An 18,170-nucleotide genomic window follows, 5' to 3' on the forward strand; every position below is an offset into this window, starting at 1 on the left:
AACAATTTGTAATTTAAAAGACATTGAATAATCTTTTTGAGTCCGCTTTACATAGTGTGTTTCTTCATGTTTTTCCATTAGGATACTTATTGTGTATCGCTATTTCAGGACGGGACAAAATATAAAAAATTCAAAATAAAGGTTTTAAATAAAAGGTTAATCACATTACATTACATACTTTGTTTGTTTAAAAGATTCTATAGGTTGCTTTTAAACTTAAAAAACAATACAAGAAATAAAACAAAATTTATAAATCAAGATATAAATGAAAAGTAAAACAAACTGGATTTTAAAAAATCTACATCTGTTCTTATCTTTATCTATTGTAGTTCCGACAGCAATAATTTATGGTTCGCCATCAATTCTGCCTGAGTATTTGGATATTCAAATAAATACAGTTGACTTTTCAAATATGCTAAAAGCAATTATGTGTTTGTATCTTGGAATTTCAATCGTTTGGATTTTAGGAATTTGGAAAACTAAATATTGGATAACTGCTACCCAATTGAATATATTATTTATGCTATCTCTCGCAATTGGACGAATGATAAGTATGTTAATGGACGGAATTCCGACAGGCGGTTATATTTTCGGAATTATTGCAGAGTTTGTACTCGGATCGTACTCAATTTTTCAATTAAAAAAATACAGTCAGAACCAATAAAATTGTTAAAAAGCCAGCCTGTTGCAACTCGTAAGCAATAATTGGGCATTAGGCTCAATTTAAGATTTTGAAGAAATCATTATTTTTTTGAAAAAATCGGCTTTAATGAGCCCGACTTTGGCCTATTTGCGGGACGATTTAATTTCAGAATATTTTTAACACCTGAACGTCCAGAATAACTCATCCTTTAAAAATTTTTTAAAGATTTTTCTAGATTTAATTTTTTAAGCATTGTTACTATTTAATAGCATCTCCAAGTAAGGTGTTATTTACTAGTATTTATTCTTGATACTTCTTCCTCTAGGTTCATCTGCTTTGTGAAGTACAATTTCAGAATGTAGAAATGTTGCAGCATCTGCTGAATCTTTTACTTTGGAAGCACTACGTTCTATTATTTCAGCTTCAAATTTTTTTAACAGACTTTCTCGAATTCCAACTGTTCTCCATTGCGATAAAAGTCTGCATTCACTTGAAATGGCTCGTGCTAAAGCTAGTGCATCTAGCAACGCTTGGTTTGCTCCTTGTCCTTTAAACGGACTCATGGGGTGCGCTGCATCTCCGATCAAAGTTACTTTTCCAGCATTTTTTAATAACTCTGAGTGTAGTAATTCGCGATCATATACAGGATATCCTGAGACATGCACTTCTAGTGTTGCAAGTAAAATTTGTGGAATAGGATCGTGCCATTGCGTTCTACGAATTGCTTCTTCTCTTAGCGCTTTAGGACCTTGTGCACTTAATTCTTTAGCCTCTTTTTCAGTCATTGGAAAACTCAATTGCCACATTACTGAATCTTCTTTGTAAGGCATAATATAAATTCGTTCCTTGCCATTGGCAGTTTGAAATACTGTAGCTGAATCCAATAAAGAACTATTCATTTCTGCTAAAGCAATTAAAGGACATATACCTAATATCACAATACATCCTAAATACCGTAAAGGGCTCTGCTCATCACCAATTATTAACCTCCGTACTGTACTTCGAATTCCATCAGCTCCAACCACTAGATCGGCGTTTACAGTTTTTATTGCTCCATTTACTTGAAATCTTAGCGTAATACCTTTACTTTCATCCTCTTTAAAATCCAGTAATTGGTGACTCCATTGTACCTTTTCTGGATCACCTAATTGATTTAATAATTCCATCCGTAAAGATTGTCTTGCAATATGAATATTGGATCGCTTTGTTTTTGTTTTGTCATCTCCCTGTATCCACTTTCTCACGCCCCATTCACCTACTACATTTCCATCAGTAGTATGAACCAAATGCCTTGTTGAATGTACTCCATCTTTTAGTGAAAGTAGACCTAATCCCTCAATTGCCTTACTAGCTTGTTGTAAAGTGAGTCCGTATCCTTGAGAGCGAGTATCAAAATTTGCATCACGTTCGTATATAGTAAAAGGAATGCCCCGATGCAAACAAGCAACTGCTAGGGCAACGCCGCCAATACCTGCCCCAATAATAGCGAGGTGCGGAAAGTTTTCTGTATCAGCTGCAGGAGGATTTACAGCTGGAATTAAACCTAATCCTGAACATTTCAAGCAGGAGTAAAGGTGTCCTTTAGGAGGTATAGGAGCAGCTTCTTCGCTATTAGTCTTTTTTAAGTTGTCTAATGATAGTTGGTATTGGAGTCGCGCTTTTTTAGTTAGCCCCCGACTTTTCTTTCCTCTACCTTGGCACGCTAAGCACACCGTCCAACTTGCTTTTTTATTTTCCAATTTTTACTTCTTGTTTATTGTAATTTTACAAATAATATCCTTACTAAAAAACGGAGTTACTACAGTTGATGCCGTATTAAAAACTAAACTATTGATCATGGTCTTGGGTGTTTCTGGGTAATCGAACTAAAGATATATTCATTTTAAGCATTTTAGTGCTTGTATTATTTGCATGATTTTATGACAATAGAATAGCAGCGCAAAGCTACTTTTTTATAGTATAAGCTGTGTTCAACTCATAAGTGCAACAAACTTATTATTTAGAGTTTCAATAGGACTAAGGTAATTGAATTTTCTAATGGGTCTGTTATTAATTGATAATTCTACTTGTTTAATTCTTTCATTGGTTACAATTCGTAAATCAGTTTTCTTTGGAAAAAATCTTCTAATTACACCGATTCTATTTTCTACAGTTCCTTTTTCTTGCGAGGTATATGGTGTTGTAAAATAGGTTTTTAGATTAAATATTTTTGCGATTTCAGTATGTCCAGCAAACTCTTTTCCGTTGTCAAAAGTGATTGTTTTGACGTAGCTGGAGTTAAATCTAGAAAGCCTTTCAATTATTTTCTGTGTGACTTCTAATGATGTTTTTCCCTGCAACTTATCTATCATGGTAATTAATGTAGTTCTATCTGTAAGGACTAGCAATGCTGATTTATGGTCTTTTCCCATCATTAAATCGGCTTCTAAATCTCCGATTCTTTTTCTTTGTTCAATAACAGCTGGCCTCTCACTTATATGTTTACGATTTAGAATTGCTCCTCGAGTGTCTTTTATATTCCCTCTTTTTTGTCTCCTTTTACCATGTTTCAATTCTTGGTAAAGTGTATTAAAAGGTGTATTCTCTATCCTGTTGGTGTGCTTAGATTCCCATATCCATTTGTAAATTGTTTCATGACTAACTATTGCTTTACCTTCTAACTTCCAACGTTCTGAAATTAACTCCGGACTCCATTTGTCCAAGGTCATTTTATCGAAGATAGCTTGCTTCAAATCAGGTGTTAATAAAACTATTTTATACTTTTCTTTATGACGATTACTTGTTTTTCGCTGTGCATTTGAAGCACAATATTCTCCAGAACCTCTACCTCGTTTAGGTATCGATCTCTTTAGTTCTCTACAAATGGTACTGCGATGAACACCTAATTGAGCTGCTATCTTGGTTTGATTAAATCCAGCTTGTAGTAGAGCTTCAATTTGGTATCTTTGTTCTACCGTTAATTGTTTATATTTTTTCATGCAAGACAAATTTAGGCTTTTGACCTTAAACACTTGGGGGGATAACTCCAAGTGTTTTTAATTTATCTGTTGCACTTATAACTTGAACTTACATAATAAAAAGAATTGCTAAACGCTATTTATTTAAATTTCATGCTGATGTTAAAAAGTGGTTTATAAAAAGCTTAGCAAGGTTTATAACAAGCGCAAACACATCAAAAGATCTTTGTTTACGATTTGTATGTACGTTACAATTGCAAGTTATTACAATTATACAAGCCTTAAACTAAACCGCTTTATCGGCATAGGATACAAACGATAGCTATTTTATAGATAACTATTTGATGAAGTTTATCAGCGTCTGTAATTATTTCCATCAGTTATGGAGTGGCACAATGTAGTTTTGATTTCTGTAATTAAAAACCATACTGTTTTGCTTTACTGTAGCCTTTACCTCAATATTTTCTGAACTAAAGAGGTTTACTTATGGGTAAAGTAAAATAAAAAGACGATCCTTTGCCTTCTTCACTTTCAACCCATATTTTACCATTATTTTTTTCTAAAAATCCTTTGACAAGCAATAGACCAATACCCATTCCTTTATTTTCTTTTACCGCTTTAGAAAGTGCTTTGACCTTAGGAGCAAAAAGTTGATCGATTATTTCTTTTGACATGCCTTTTCCTGAGTCTTTGATCACTATGATCATCATGTCATCACTTTGCTTAGCTGATAGCGTAATTTGGCCTCCGTTATGAGAATGTTTAATCGCATTCGAAACTATATTTTGCAATATAGAAAGCAACATTTTCTCATCGGCAAACACATTACAATTTTTTTCTATTTCGTTTAGAAGGTTTATGGTATTGATGGATGCGGTTTCTTTTAAGGAATCAAAAACTTTTTCTACACAGTGTATTAATTCAATTGAGGCAGGTTTAAAAGCTTCGGCAGCATACTTAATCCTTGCCCATTCAACTAGATAGTCCAACATGTTCAATTCGTTTACCGCTGCTAAGTGAAATTCTTTCAACAATTCTTTTACTAAAGCAGGTTGTAGCGTGTCGAAATTTGCTTCTAAATATTGAGCACCCTGGATAATTCCTGCAAGTGGGCTTCTTAAATCATGAGATAATATCGCGAGCACATTTTCCTTGTGAGCATTGAGATCTTCAAGCTCTTTTGCATATTTTTTTATCTCGTCCTCAGCTTCTTTTGTGGCAGTGATATCACGCAATATTTTCACAAATCCCATACCAACCTCATTTTCATCTTTTAATGGAAATACCAATCCATCTGCAAAAAATGTTTTCCCGTCTTTACAGACATGCCATCTTATATCTACAGATCTCCCTGTTTTTGAAGCAATATCAATTTCCTTTTTTGGAATTCCAGCTTTTTTATCTTCTTCTGTAAAAATAGTTTCAAAGGGCTTTCCTATAATTTCATCTGTTTCATATTGAAATATATTTGTAGCTCCTGAATTCCAACTGTTTATATTTAAATCAGTGTCAACCGTAAAAATTGAATATTCCTCTAAACTATCAATTATTTGGCTATAAAATTCTGCTGTAGGAACGTACTGTTTTTTAAGGCTTTTCTTGTTTTGTGATGTTGACATTTTTCTGATTTTAGAGATAAGGGGTAAAAATTCTAAAAGCAAATATCTTTTTTTAACTGTAAAATTTGTTATACAATTCCGTATAAATGTTATATAATTCATTTCCTATACTGTTGGTCTTTGAAGTATAATTCATAAAATAAATGACAAGTATTGTATCCTTTGTTTATTTGTAAAAGCAAGAATTCAGCTAAACGAATTTCTCGTTTATGAACCCAAATAAATAGTAAGTCACTAATTGTAGTTATTTTTTTTTGAGCGTAAATTAGTTAATTACCAATTCTGAAATAGACGCAAGAATACACTATTGCTGGAACCTTGCAAAGCACTCAATAAAGCTTTTGTTAAAATCAAACCAAATCGTACTCATATTAAGGACTTTAAAATAAATTTGATTCAGATTTTTGATCCTATCAATGAAATTGATTAATGAAGAAAAACTGATAAATTATATTAGAAAAAAAATTTAATACACTGAACACTTAAAACACAGCACGCAGCATCTACTATAACAGTTTAAGGCGATAGGCACAATGGAAAGTTGGTTTTGTATTTTGGAAATTTGCTTCGCTTATTCGCTACAGCTCGGGTGGTAAGTTCTAAGATAGGCTTAGTTTAGTCCTAAATCCGATTTACTAAAAAGAATTTATTTAATAATTTTTGTTAAAGAAAACGCTGCACCACAATAAAATTGATAATGTAAATCGGTTTTTTTGACTAATAAATTGTGCTGTTTTTTGGTAAAAAAAACCTGTAAGCAATTTGAATGTTGGATTTTGAATTTGTTATCAATCCAACGTCAATGCACCAAGAATTTCTTCGGACATAAAAGGTCCGCCAGGATATTTTGCAGTATAATCTAAATTCATCCAGATTTGTCCGCGCTCATCAACGTGATAATGCAGTTTATTTTCTTTACTTTCATTAACAAATAACACATTTTTTATAAGAAAGTTTACTTTTTCTAAATCAGTCTGAGTGCCTATGAGTATTTCGGGATAAATATGGCCAGTAGTATGAATCAATCGTGGAGTTCCCCCAATAGACTTAATTGCGGCAGCCATTAATATGGAATGATCATCGCAATCGCCAGAGAAATAGAGTAGCGATTCTGATGCGCTTGCAATGTAATCTCTTGCTTTTGGATCACTTACATAATTCCATTTGTTATTTATTTCTTTAAAAACGGCAAAGCATTGTATAATAGTCCTGTAATCAGAATAGCCTTTTACTTTTTTAAAATGTTTAGTTGTTGCCATAATCGCAAAATTCCTAATTTTTGGATTTTGATATTCAATTGCATTTACAATCTTAGATTTGTTTGGAAACGGAAGCAACTTGGCAATAATAATATCTTGTGGATAAGGATTATCAGACATGGTGTACATGATGGAATTATAATCTTCAAAAACACTGTTAAATCCATAGTTTCCCATAGTTGATCCATATACTAAAACCAAAAAATAAAGGATGATACAAAAGAGAATTATAGTTCTTAAAAATCTAAGGATGATTTGAATACCTACAATCAATATCAAAAATAAAACTACACGATCGATGTTCAGAAACCAATTTGGATTAATTAGATTTTGATGGATGATTATAAAAAGAGGAATTGCAATTAAAATGTTTAGTACAAAAATAATCACGTCATCCCAAGGTTTTTTTACCTGAAATCGTTGTTTTATACTTTGAAAATTAATTTCTTTTATTTTTATCATAGTAAAAATAAAAACAGCAATCTAAACTGTTTCTACAAGATCTTCAAAAGTACCTTTTTTATCGATAATTTTAAGTTGAATCAATTGATTTTGAATTTTGTTTAACATTTCTGCTTTTAATTGGTTTTGCGACCAATGAGTTAAAGACAACCACTCTTGAATATCTTCAATTTTTTGATGGTATTTTAATGCTAATGTGGTATCAATACTTGGAATATCTTTAAAGTCAACAGTAGTTTGATTTATAATTGATAAAATTTTTGAAATAACATCCGCTTGTTTTTCAAGAATTTCTTTACGAACCGCAATCACAAAGCAAGGCCAAGGTGTTGGGCAATCTCCAATACGTCTAAAAATACCTTGGTCTACTAATGGCTTAGTCATAAAACGTTCCCACATAAAATAATCTGCAGTTCCGTTTGTTAAGGCTTCAACGGCACCGTCAATGGTGTTTACAATTTCAAATTGAAGATCATCCGTTTTCCATCCCGAATGTAGACGGGACTGATTATCGGCATTGACATACGCCATTAATTGTGAGCCAGAACCCAATCGAGAAATAGCAGCTGTAGTGCCGTTCAAGTCAGTTAAAGTATTGTATTTTGATTTAGCAGCCACATGAATTCCCCAAATTAAAGGACTATCAACATACACTTGAACTATTTTGCTCGGATTTCCAGCTGTGATATCTTTTACAATTCCTTCGGTTAATATGACTGCAATATCAGTTTCGCCATCACGCAGCAATTGGCACATTTTACCGGTACCTTCGGGAACATCAGTCCATTGTAAATCGATATTTTCTTTTTCGAAATCGCCGCTTTCTATGGCTAAATGCCAAGGCAAATTGAAATGTTCTGGAACTCCGGCTATTTTTATTGTATTCATTATAGATTTGGATTTTTTAATTCGTACCAATTCCAAGAAACGCCATCTTCTAGATAGGCTTCAGTCATTTCTAGTCCAATTTTTTGTAAAATTCGATTGGAGGCAATGTTGTCTGTATGCGCAGCTGCTTCCATTACAGGAATTTTCATCACATTAAAACCATAATCCAACCAAGCAAAACTGGCTTCACTTGCATATCCTTTGCCCCAGAATTTTTCGTTTAAGCGGTACCCAATGTCGTAAAAATGGATTTTATTATTGACCATTTCAGTGTTGTATTTTAATCCAGCCCAGCCTATAAGCTCTTGTGTCTCTTTTAAAATAATAACAAAGCGACCGATGTTATTCTGGGTGTACTGCTTATTAACAGACTCAATAGTAGCGTAGACTTCGCTAATTTCTTTTACAGGTTTGTTCCAAAGGTATTGATGCACCTTAGGATTTCGATCCATTTCAAATAAAGCTTCAGCATCTGAAATGAGCATTTCTCGTAAAAGTAATCGGTCAGTTTCTAAAATAAGATTCATGGTGTACTAAAAATTTCATAGTTAACGATTTAGCCCTGATAGCAGTGGTTTTCTGTCATTGCGAGGAACGAAGCAATCACACATTAATATCTTTGAAATTATTCAATTTTGCATATCGAATCATATTAGTGAAAGCTTCCTGATCTAGTTTTGGTATTTCCAAAATGGAGTTCAATAAAGTGGTGTCATATTCGTTGGCAGCAGTTGTAAAATAGGGACTTAAATGCTTACCAATACTTTCATAATACAGTTTTTCAATGACGTTTTTATATTTGAAATTTAATTGATTTTGAATTAAAGTAAAATTAGTGTAACCTACTTCCTTCATAATCAATTGCAATCCTTTTATCATATTAAAGCTTTTAGTATTTACAATGTTTAGCTGCTCAATATCGTCTCTTTCAAAGGTATTGACAATCACTTTTGCCACATAATCAACGGGAATAATATTTAAAACAGTGTCTTCATTGATGATAAAACGCACATTTTCTTGTTCCCCTTTTCGTTGAGAAGTAAAGTGAAAGAATTTTGCCAAAAGATAAAAAACCATATATTTTGAAATAAAATATGGATTTTCTGTCCCTAACATTTTTCCCCCAATAACACTTGGACGCAGAATTTGAAAAGGCAAATTTATTTTTTTACATTCTTGTGCTATAAAATTTTCGGAGTGAAATTTAGCGTTTTCATACGCATTGCGATGCTCTGGTTTGAATTCTAAACTATGAAAGTCATTGTCAATTAATCCTTTTCGGTTTCCAGATGAAAAAGCAGTTCCAATGTAAATAAACTTTTTTATGAAAGGATGAAATAAAGTGAAGAGGGATTTAGTGATTTTGGTATTTTCATCAAAAATCTTTTCTCGTTGTTCTTCATCGGTAGATAGATTAACAAATCCAGCTGAATGAATAAAATAAGCATCTTTTATTTGGCTTGAAAAAGTATCTTGAATTTCAGCCAAATCAATATCGATTATTTCAATGTATTCGTGCAGTTTTTCTATGCCTTTGTCCTTTATGATTTGCGGGGTATAACTACTCGATAATAGTTCGTTTATGCGATCTTGAGCTGTTTTTTTTCCTTTTTTTCGGGCAATTATAAAGAGTTTACCATCAATTTTAGTGTTGATGAAAAGCTCCAGAATTTCATACATAATATGAGATCCCAAAACTCCTGTTGCTCCTGTAAGTATTATTTTCATTATCGTTTTGTTCTAAAAGTAAAGGTAGTTTTAAATAGTAAATAGTTCAGGTTTAAGTATCATCGCGTTTTTGAAGTCTCCAACCAATAATTATCAATCTTTTGCTTTCAAATCGGAAATAATAATTCTGAATCCATCGGGATCCAAAAACATTTTGCCTCCCGAAACTTCGGGATCATTCCAATATGGATTTTTTGAAGTAATAATAGAAGTGTTAGAATTTAAAACATTGTTAATCATTGAATTATACTTACTTCTCGTTTCGGGATAAAGAACAAGAATATCATCTTCATCAAAGTGATGTTCTGCGTTTTCATTTGATTGTGTAAACTCAAAATGCCAATCTAAGTTAGAATTACCTATTAAGATACCATCGTACAGATCATGATTATTAAAGCTGCCAAGCAGTTCAAATTCTAGAATAGAAAGGTAAAAAACCTTAATTTTTTCTAAATCATTTGTATGTCTGGCAACTCTTAGTTTCATGTTAGTTTTTTTTAGCCCTGATAGGAGCGGCATCCTCTTGTGGTAGCGCTAGCGAACACAAGAGATATAGCGGATAGCAGGAAATAGCTCCTAATCATATTATTACTGTTATTGATTGGCCAGTTTATCTAGTGTATACGCAATCAATTCGTCAACCGCTTTATAAGGATCTTCACTAAATGTTCCCGAAGCACGATTCGCAATTATCGCGTTTAATGACAAGGCTTGATGTCCTAAAAGTGCCGAAAGCCCATAAATTGCTGCCGTTTCCATTTCAAGATTTGTGATTTGGTTGTCACCAAATTTAAAATTATCCATTTTAGAATTTAATTCTTCATCTTGAATATTCAGACGCAATACGCGTCCTTGTGGTCCGTAAAAACCTCCAGCAGTTGCTGTGATTCCCTTATGCATTTGGTCACTTTCAATAACTTTTTCTAATTTTTCAGAACAAGCAATTACGTAGGGCTTTCCTTTTTTTAGATCCCAATTGGTATGTTGTACAAAAGCATCTTCCATTTCGAGATTTGAAACTTCATCAATCAAATAGGAGCGGAGCATGTTGTCTAGTCCTAATCCAAATTTAGATAGTACAAAACTGTCTACAGGAATATCGGCCTGTAAAGAACCCGAAGTTCCGATACGAATAATGTTCAAGGAAGTCAAATTTTCTTTTGGTTGACGCGTTTCTAAATCGATGTTTACCAAAGCATCAAGCTCGTTGATTACGATGTCAATATTATCGGGCCCAATTCCTGTAGACATCACAGTAATGCGCTTTCCTTTAAAAATTCCAGTTTGGGTTTTGAATTCTCTTTTTTGAGTTGAAAATTCAATACTATCAAAAAACTGCGTGATTTTCTCCACACGATTTTGATCTCCTACAAAGATGATATCGTGTGCAATATTTTCTGGTTTTAAATTCAAATGGTATACGCTACCGTCTGGATTTAATATTAATTCTGATGATTGTATCATTTGTTTTTATATTTTTTCCTCTCCCTAGCCCTCTCCAAAGGAGAGGTAGCCAGTTCATGATTTATGTTCTATTTTTATATTTCAATTTGGTTCCTCCTCTTTGGGGAGGTTAGGTGGGGATTATCCTCCCACACGTTTTACTTTGAATCCTTTTTCTTTTAAAATAATCATTATTTTATCGCGGTAATCTCCTTGAATGATTATGGAATCATCTTTGAAGGTGCCGCCGACACTTAGTTTTGTTTTGATTTCTTTGGCTAGAATTTTAAAATCTTCGTCGGTGCCTTCGTAACCTTCAATTATGGTGGTCGCTTTTCCTTTTCGTTTTTCAAATTTACAAATCATTGGCTCTTTTTGAACGTATAATTCGTGTGCCGCCGCCTCGGTTTGCTCTTCTGGCAAAGGTTCATGATCTGGAAAAAAATTTTTTAATTGGTCTTGTAAGTTCATCTTTTTTAATATTAATTTATTATAAAACCATTAAGAAGTTAAGGAAATTAAGTTTTTACTGCTCTTAATGCACCTTAATTACTTAATGGTAATAAACAAAAAGACATCAAGCGAACTCGATGTCTTTCTTGAACTATTGAATTAAAATTTATTTTTTGATCAAACCTAAATCTACTAATCTTTCATACAAATAGTCACCTGCAGTAATGTCCTCAAACTGTTTTGGATTTTCGGCATCGATACAATTTTCTAAACAATTTAATGGCATATCGCTCACGGGATGCATAAAAAACGGTACGGAGTAACGCGAAGTGCCCCACAATTCCCTCGGTGGATTCACTACTTGATGAATGGTCGATTTTAATTTGTTGTTCGTGTGTCGTGATAACATATCGCCCACATTAATAACCAATTCATCTGGTTCTGCAATGGCATCAATCCATTCTCCGTTGTGGTTTTGCACTTGTAGTCCTTTACCTTGAGCGCCCATAAGCAACGTAATCAAGTTGATGTCGCCGTGTGCAGCAGCTCTAATTGCGTTTTCAGGCTCTGATGTAATTGGAGGGTAATGAATAGGTCTTAAGATAGAATTTCCATCTTTGGCATAATTGTCAAAATAAAATTCATCTAATCCTAATCGTAAAGCCAAAGCTCTTAACACATACACTCCTGTTTTTTCTAACATTTGGTAGGCTTCTTTTCCCACCACATTAAAACAAGGTAACTCTTTTACTTCAACATTTTCAGGATATTCTGCAGCGTATTTTGAATCTGCAGACACATACTGTCCAAAATGCCAAAATTCTTTTAAATCTCCTTCTTTTCTTCCTTTAGCATGTTCTGTTCCAAAAGAAACATAACCTCTTTGTCCGCCAATTCCAGGGATTTCATAACTGCGTTTTGTTTCTAAAGGTAAAGCGAAAAAATTTCTGATTTCACCATACAATTCATCAACCAATTGGTCGTTTAAAAAATGCCCTTTGAGTGCTACGAAGCCAATATCTTCAAATGCACTTCCGATTTCATTTACAAATTTTTGTTTACGTGCCGGGTCATCCGACAGGAAATCACGCAAGTCAACACTTGGAATGTTTTGCATACTTTTAAATATTTTTTGATATTTTGCAAGATCAAAACCTTGCAATTACAAATGTAAAGAATAATTTTATATTTGAATTTTAATTTTCACAAACAACATGAAAAAATATAACAAAATAACACAAAACTGTTATATTTTTTTATCTTTGAACCATACAATAAAACCGTAACAATGATCTTCGACAGAAAAAATCTTACTGACAATCAATTATTAGATTTATATAAACGAATACTAAAACCGAGACTTATAGAGGAAAAAATGTTAATCCTTATTCGTCAAGGTAAAGTTTCTAAATGGTTCTCAGGAATTGGTCAAGAGGCCATTTCTGTAGGGGTTACCGCAGTTTTAGATTCAGATGAATACATTTTGCCTATGCACAGAAATTTGGGAGTATTTACTGGAAGAGACATTCCGCTGTACCGCCTTTTTTCGCAATGGCAGGGGAAAGCTAATGGTTTTACAAAAGGTCGCGATCGTAGTTTTCATTTTGGAACCCAACAGTACAAAATTATTGGTATGATTTCGCATTTGGGACCACAGTTAGGTGTTGCGGATGGAATTGCATTGGCAAATAAACTCAAGAAAAACGGCAAAGTTACGGCTGTTTTTACTGGAGAAGGCGCCACATCAGAAGGTGATTTTCATGAAGCCTTGAATATTGCTTCGGTTTGGGAATTGCCTGTTCTTTTCGTTATTGAAAATAATGGATATGGCCTTTCAACACCAACAAATGAGCAATACCGATGCGAAAATTTAGCTGATAAAGGCATTGGTTACGGAATGGAAAGTTATATTGTAGACGGAAATAATATATTGGAAGTTTTTAATTTAGTATCTGAATTAAAGGCTTCAATGAAAGAAAATTCAAGACCTGTTTTATTAGAGTTTAAAACCTTCCGAATGCGCGGGCACGAAGAGGCGAGTGGAACAAAGTACGTTCCGCAGGAATTAATGGATATGTGGGCTGAAAAAGATCCCGTAGAAAACTTCAGAAACTTTTTGTCTGATCACAACGTTCTTACAAGTGAGTTTGATGAAGCACTACGATTAGAAATTAAAAAAGATATAGACGAAAGTTTGGCTCTAGCCAATGCTGAACCTGAAATAGAAGCTTCCTTAACCGAAGAACTAAATGATGTGTACAAACCATTTGTATATGAAGAAGTTAAACACTCAACAGAAAAAGAAAACATTCGTTTTATAGATGCTATTTCGACCAGTTTAAGACAATCAATGGAACGTCATGAAAACTCAGTTATCATGGGGCAAGACATTGCTGAATATGGTGGTGCTTTTAAGATTACTGATGGATTTGTAGCGCAATTTGGTAAAGAGCGCGTGATTAATACACCCATTTGCGAAAGCGCGGTGGTTTCGGCAGGAATGGGTTTATCTATTAATGGTTACAAAGCAATCGTTGAAATGCAATTTGCTGATTTTGTTTCGACAGGGTTCAATCCTATTGTGAATTTATTAGCCAAATCGCACTATCGATGGTTAGAAAAAGCCGATGTTGTAGTACGAATGCCTTGCGGCGGAGGTACGCAAGCAGGACCATTTCACTCACAAACCAATGAGGCTTGGTTTACCAAAACTCCAGGTTTAAAAGTAGTTTATCCAGCCTTTCCGTATGATGCAAAAGGTTTGCTGAATGAGGCTATAAATGATCCAAATCCAGTGTTGTTTTTTGAGCACAAGCAATTGTACCGAAGCGTTTACCAGGACGTTCCTAAAGATTATTACACGTTACCATTAGGAAAAGCGGCTTTACTGAAAGAAGGGAATTCGGTTACTATTATTGCTTTTGGAGCAGCAGTTCATTGGGCTTTAGATACTTTATCAAAAAATCCTGAAATTTCAGCAGATTTATTGGATTTAAGAACCTTACAACCTTTAGATACTGACGCTATTTTTGCTTCTGTAAAGAAAACGGGCAGAGCTATTATTTATCAGGAAGACAGCATATTTGGTGGTATTGCAAGTGATCTTTCGGCATTAATTATGGAACAATGTTTTGAATATTTAGATGCACCAGTAAAACGTGTGGCAAGTTTGGACACACCCATCCCTTTTACAAAAGCATTGGAAGATCAATATTTGCCAAAAGGCCGTTTTGAAAATGATCTGAAAGAACTCTTGTTATATTAGTTGTAAATTAATAGTTAGGTTATTTGTAGTATTTTAAATCTAAAAATAACCTAATATCCAATAAATAATTATAAAAATAAGAATGGTGCCAAAGCAGCCACCACCTAGTTTTTTAGCACCGTAGCCCGCTATAATAGTTTTAAAAAATCCGTTCATGGTATTTGTTTTTAATTACTTATGAATAATACTCTTTTGTTAAACGCATTATTTTTTTATATAGTATAGCATTTTACATTTTGTTTAAATACAATGTTTAAAAATAAATTCGCTCCATCATTTGGGCGTTATTATTTGATATTTTATTTTTGAAAAATAATATTATCAAACTCTAATGAAGCCACTAAAAGAAAAATTACTCATTAAAGATGCCACCATTCCTAAAATTCAATTTGATAAAGAATGGTTTTACAAACTCGACGATATGGCTTTTTACCTGAAAGAAGATTTATCAGAGGTTGAATTTGTATTTTTGCCAATGATTATCGAAGGTGAACAAGAATTTGTAAAGTGCGCTGCATTTGATGATATTATTAGAGGTAGGAAAGAAATAGAATAGCATCTTTTTCCTTCTTAACGATTACTCAATTTTGCTTTTTCCTTAATAATATCGCTAATTTTTCTGTTTTCGATTTTGCTTTCCAGCCAAGAAATGATATCTAGATATAAAAAAGCTCTTTTTTCATAGGTATTTTTCTCTAGTTCGATAAAACGTGCTCTCATTTTTACAAACTCCTTTTTGATATCTGTTGGATAAATGGAGTTTAAATTTTTTAAAAACTTGATAATTTCTTTTTGCACTTCGTGTAAGTCGTTCATTTTAAGTAAAAACTTGTACGTGTTTTTGAGTTGATTTTCTAAATAGTAATCCTTACCCAATTCATAATGTGCAATCAAACAAAGTAGTCTCGAAAAACACATTAAATCCTCTCGCATAGAAAGATTTTTGTTGTTGATGATTTTTTCTAAGTACAAAATACAGTCGGCATATTTTTCGGTGCCAAAATAAATAGAGGCAATTTTGTAATAAAACAACATTTCGTGATGCTCGTCAAGATGCTCACTATGCGTTTTTAATTTTGCTAAAATTTCAGGGATTAGGTATTCACTTTCTATAAAAGTACCTTCTAGAATATGAAAGTTTAGTTTGTTATTGTACAAATATAAAAAGGATAGGGAAGCAATATTATCGTTTACTGGAAAGCGAGGATCTTTTGTTGTTTCTTCTAATAAAACCAAATATTTTTTGAACTTAGATTTGTATTTCAGCATGTACAAAGACTCCAACAAATAATGGTTCCCTTTTAGAAAAAAAACAGGATTCAAATATATCATACTTGGAGTATCATAAAAGAGCGTCACCCATTTTAAAGCATATTTGTAGCACGATAAAAAATCTTGTACCAAAAAACTGCGCCACAAATTGGCATTATAAAACCAGTATTTTTCACGGAAGCCAAATTTTGATTGATCGAATTTTGAACTATGTTTTCTAAAATAATCATCGATATATATGTATTCGGCATCCGTTTTTACATAGCCAGTTTTCAACATAATGCCATACAGTTGCAACGATAAATTAGACAATTTACTCGAAATAGTATTTCTGTAATTTAATTCCTTGGCTTGCACCACTAATTCGTCAGCACGACCTTGAATACTTCGGGTAATGTATTGTGATTCGATTAGTTTTTCGAATTCTACAATTTCATATGCCATTAATTTTTCGTCATTTTCTAAAGCGAGGATTTTAGTTTTATCTAAAATTTTTAGACTTTGCCTATACAATCCTTTGTTGTATAGAATAGTTGCAAAATCAATTTGTTCACGAATTTGGTAACGCATATTCTGACTCGGAATATTCAATCGAATACTCACCAAAATTTGCTTGTACAAGTAGGATTTTAAATTCGATAATTGCACTTTTTTTATGATGCCACTTTTCAAAATTAGCTTCTCATCATAGGCATCCGATTTATCAAGAATATTAAATAGTTCAATAAATTTTGTATTTGAACTCGTTTCTAATCTACTTGCAAAAATCTTAAATTGTCTTTTTTCAGATTTTGAAAGGGATTTAATTAATACGAATAAGAAATCTTTTTGATGGTTAGCCATTGTAAAATAAGTTAGCTTAGTTTGTTGTTAATCAGGTTTTTATAAGCTTAACAATTGCTTTATAAGCAGTATATTTCATTAAATGGAGTTTCTCAATAACTTAATGAAAGATATTTTTGTTTAGGGTTGTGAAATTACACTAAATAAATGATAATGAATAGAGAGAAAGTTCAAATTTTTGATACCACTTTAAGAGACGGCGAACAAGTTCCAGGATGTAAGTTAGATACCAACCAAAAATTAGTTATTGCAAATCGATTAGACGAAATGGGAGTAGATATTATTGAGGCTGGTTTTCCGGTTTCAAGTCCAGGAGATTTTTTATCTGTTTCAGAAATTAGTAAAGTAGTTAAAAATGCCATTGTTTGCGGCTTGACAAGGGCCGTTAAAAATGACATAGATATAGCTGCTCAAGCTTTAAAACATGCCAAAAGACCACGAATCCATACCGGAATTGGCACCTCTGATTCACACATTCGATACAAATTAAATACCACCCGAGAAGACATTATTGCTAGAGCCAAATATGCTGTTTCACATGCTAAATCTTATGTTGAAGATGTTGAATTTTATGCTGAAGATGCAGGTAGAACTGACAATGATTTTCTAGCTCGAGTCTGTGAGGAAGCGATTAAATCAGGTGCTACTGTTCTTAATATTCCAGATACTACAGGATATTGCTTGCCAGAGGAATATGGAGCAAAAATTAAATATTTGAAAGAAAATGTTAGAGGGATTGATAATGTGGTCTTGTCTTGCCACTGCCACAATGATTTGGGAATGGCCACAGCAAATTCTATCGCTGGAGCTGTAAACGGTGCCAGACAAATAGAATGTACCATCAACGGAATAGGAGAAAGAGCAGGTAATACGGCACTTGAGGAAGTAGTTATGATTTTTAAGCAACATCCTTACTTAAACTTGGATACTAATATTAATACGCGTCAGATCAACGAAATGAGCCGATTGGTGTCTGAAAGTATGGGAATGATGGTCCAACCAAATAAAGCAATTGTTGGAGCAAACGCATTTGCACACAGCTCCGGAATTCATCAGGATGGTGTTATCAAAAACAGGGCAACCTATGAAATAATGGACCCAAAAGAAGTAGGAGTAAACGAATCCTCAATAGTTCTTACGGCCAGAAGCGGTCGAGCAGCATTAGCCTACAGGGCCAAAAAAATAGGATATGAGTTAACAAAAGTGCAACTGGATATTGTTTATAAAGAATTTTTAAAGTTTGCTGACATAAAAAAAGAAGTTATAGATAATGACATTCATCAAATCGTTACTGCTTGTAAAATGAGTAAGGAATTACTCTTGAATTAATTTCTGATG

General features: G+C 33.2%; 16 protein-coding genes. 4 read left to right on the plus strand and 12 right to left on the minus strand.

Annotated features, from left to right (window positions below):
* Positions 1 to 265: 265 nt before the first annotated feature.
* On the plus strand, positions 266 to 664 hold the full coding sequence (locus ACNQGO_RS13600) for a DUF4345 domain-containing protein (protein WP_417985601.1): 399 nt from the start codon (positions 266 to 268) through the stop codon (positions 662 to 664).
* A 272-nt stretch (positions 665 to 936) separates the two neighbouring features.
* Here ACNQGO_RS13600 and ACNQGO_RS13605 read toward each other — a convergent pair whose 3' ends face one another.
* The 11 genes from ACNQGO_RS13605 to ACNQGO_RS13655 form a co-directional block, all read right to left on the minus strand.
* On the minus strand, positions 937 to 2,382 hold the full coding sequence (locus ACNQGO_RS13605; RefSeq protein WP_417985602.1) for an FAD-dependent oxidoreductase: 1,446 nt from the start codon (positions 2,380 to 2,382) through the stop codon (positions 937 to 939).
* 231 nt (positions 2,383 to 2,613) lie between these two features.
* Positions 2,614 to 3,621, minus strand: a complete 1,008-nt coding sequence (locus ACNQGO_RS13610; RefSeq protein ID WP_417985603.1) for an IS30 family transposase — start codon at positions 3,619 to 3,621, stop codon at positions 2,614 to 2,616.
* A gap of 449 nt (positions 3,622 to 4,070) precedes the next feature.
* Positions 4,071 to 5,219 carry a PAS domain-containing sensor histidine kinase gene (locus ACNQGO_RS13615; protein ID WP_417985604.1) on the minus strand — a complete coding sequence of 383 codons (1,149 nt, stop codon included), beginning with the start codon at positions 5,217 to 5,219 and terminating at the stop codon, positions 4,071 to 4,073.
* Between the two features lie 788 nt (positions 5,220 to 6,007).
* Entirely contained in the window at positions 6,008 to 6,940 is a 933-nt protein-coding gene (locus ACNQGO_RS13620) for a transglutaminase (RefSeq protein WP_417985605.1), read from the minus strand.
* Between the two features lie 21 nt (positions 6,941 to 6,961).
* Entirely contained in the window at positions 6,962 to 7,828 is an 867-nt protein-coding gene (locus tag ACNQGO_RS13625; RefSeq protein WP_417985606.1) for a substrate-binding domain-containing protein, read from the minus strand.
* Positions 7,828 to 8,355, minus strand: a complete 528-nt coding sequence (locus ACNQGO_RS13630; RefSeq protein WP_417985607.1) for a GNAT family N-acetyltransferase — start codon at positions 8,353 to 8,355, stop codon at positions 7,828 to 7,830. Before ACNQGO_RS13630 ends, ACNQGO_RS13625 begins: the two co-directional genes overlap by 1 nt.
* 76 nt (positions 8,356 to 8,431) lie before the next feature.
* Positions 8,432 to 9,556 (minus strand): SDR family oxidoreductase, encoded by a 1,125-nt coding sequence (locus ACNQGO_RS13635; RefSeq protein WP_417985608.1) that lies wholly within the window; start codon positions 9,554 to 9,556, stop codon positions 8,432 to 8,434.
* 93 nt (positions 9,557 to 9,649) lie between these two features.
* A complete protein-coding gene (locus tag ACNQGO_RS13640; protein ID WP_417985609.1) occupies positions 9,650 to 10,042 on the minus strand; it encodes a VOC family protein in 393 nt (130 codons plus the stop codon).
* A 108-nt stretch (positions 10,043 to 10,150) separates the two neighbouring features.
* The gene (locus tag ACNQGO_RS13645) at positions 10,151 to 11,020 is read right to left on the minus strand and encodes a nucleoside phosphorylase (RefSeq protein WP_417985610.1); all 870 of its coding nucleotides are present in this window, start codon (positions 11,018 to 11,020) and stop codon (positions 10,151 to 10,153) included.
* Positions 11,021 to 11,140: 120 nt separating this feature from the next.
* Positions 11,141 to 11,470: a translation initiation factor gene (locus ACNQGO_RS13650; protein ID WP_417985611.1), complete on the minus strand. Its 330-nt coding sequence runs from the start codon at positions 11,468 to 11,470 to the stop codon at positions 11,141 to 11,143.
* A 148-nt stretch (positions 11,471 to 11,618) separates the two neighbouring features.
* A complete protein-coding gene (locus ACNQGO_RS13655; RefSeq protein WP_417985612.1) occupies positions 11,619 to 12,569 on the minus strand; it encodes an isopenicillin N synthase family dioxygenase in 951 nt (316 codons plus the stop codon).
* Between the two features lie 171 nt (positions 12,570 to 12,740).
* On the opposite strand from ACNQGO_RS13655, the gene ACNQGO_RS13660 reads away from it, so the two are divergent.
* Together ACNQGO_RS13660 and ACNQGO_RS13665 are read left to right on the plus strand one after the other, a co-directional pair.
* Positions 12,741 to 14,717 (plus strand): alpha-ketoacid dehydrogenase subunit alpha/beta, encoded by a 1,977-nt coding sequence (locus ACNQGO_RS13660; RefSeq protein ID WP_417985613.1) that lies wholly within the window; start codon positions 12,741 to 12,743, stop codon positions 14,715 to 14,717.
* A 331-nt stretch (positions 14,718 to 15,048) separates the two neighbouring features.
* Positions 15,049 to 15,273: a hypothetical protein gene (locus tag ACNQGO_RS13665; protein ID WP_309756953.1), complete on the plus strand. Its 225-nt coding sequence runs from the start codon at positions 15,049 to 15,051 to the stop codon at positions 15,271 to 15,273.
* A gap of 14 nt (positions 15,274 to 15,287) precedes the next feature.
* Here ACNQGO_RS13665 and ACNQGO_RS13670 read toward each other — a convergent pair whose 3' ends face one another.
* Positions 15,288 to 16,832: a hypothetical protein gene (locus ACNQGO_RS13670; protein WP_417985614.1), complete on the minus strand. Its 1,545-nt coding sequence runs from the start codon at positions 16,830 to 16,832 to the stop codon at positions 15,288 to 15,290.
* 153 nt (positions 16,833 to 16,985) lie between these two features.
* Between ACNQGO_RS13670 and ACNQGO_RS13675 the strand changes: the two genes are divergently transcribed.
* Positions 16,986 to 18,161 (plus strand): 2-isopropylmalate synthase, encoded by a 1,176-nt coding sequence (locus tag ACNQGO_RS13675; protein ID WP_417945794.1) that lies wholly within the window; start codon positions 16,986 to 16,988, stop codon positions 18,159 to 18,161.
* Positions 18,162 to 18,170 lie beyond the last annotated feature (9 nt).

It is taken from the genome of Flavobacterium frigidum (assembly GCF_048286735.1).
Lineage (GTDB): Bacteria > Bacteroidota > Bacteroidia > Flavobacteriales > Flavobacteriaceae > Flavobacterium.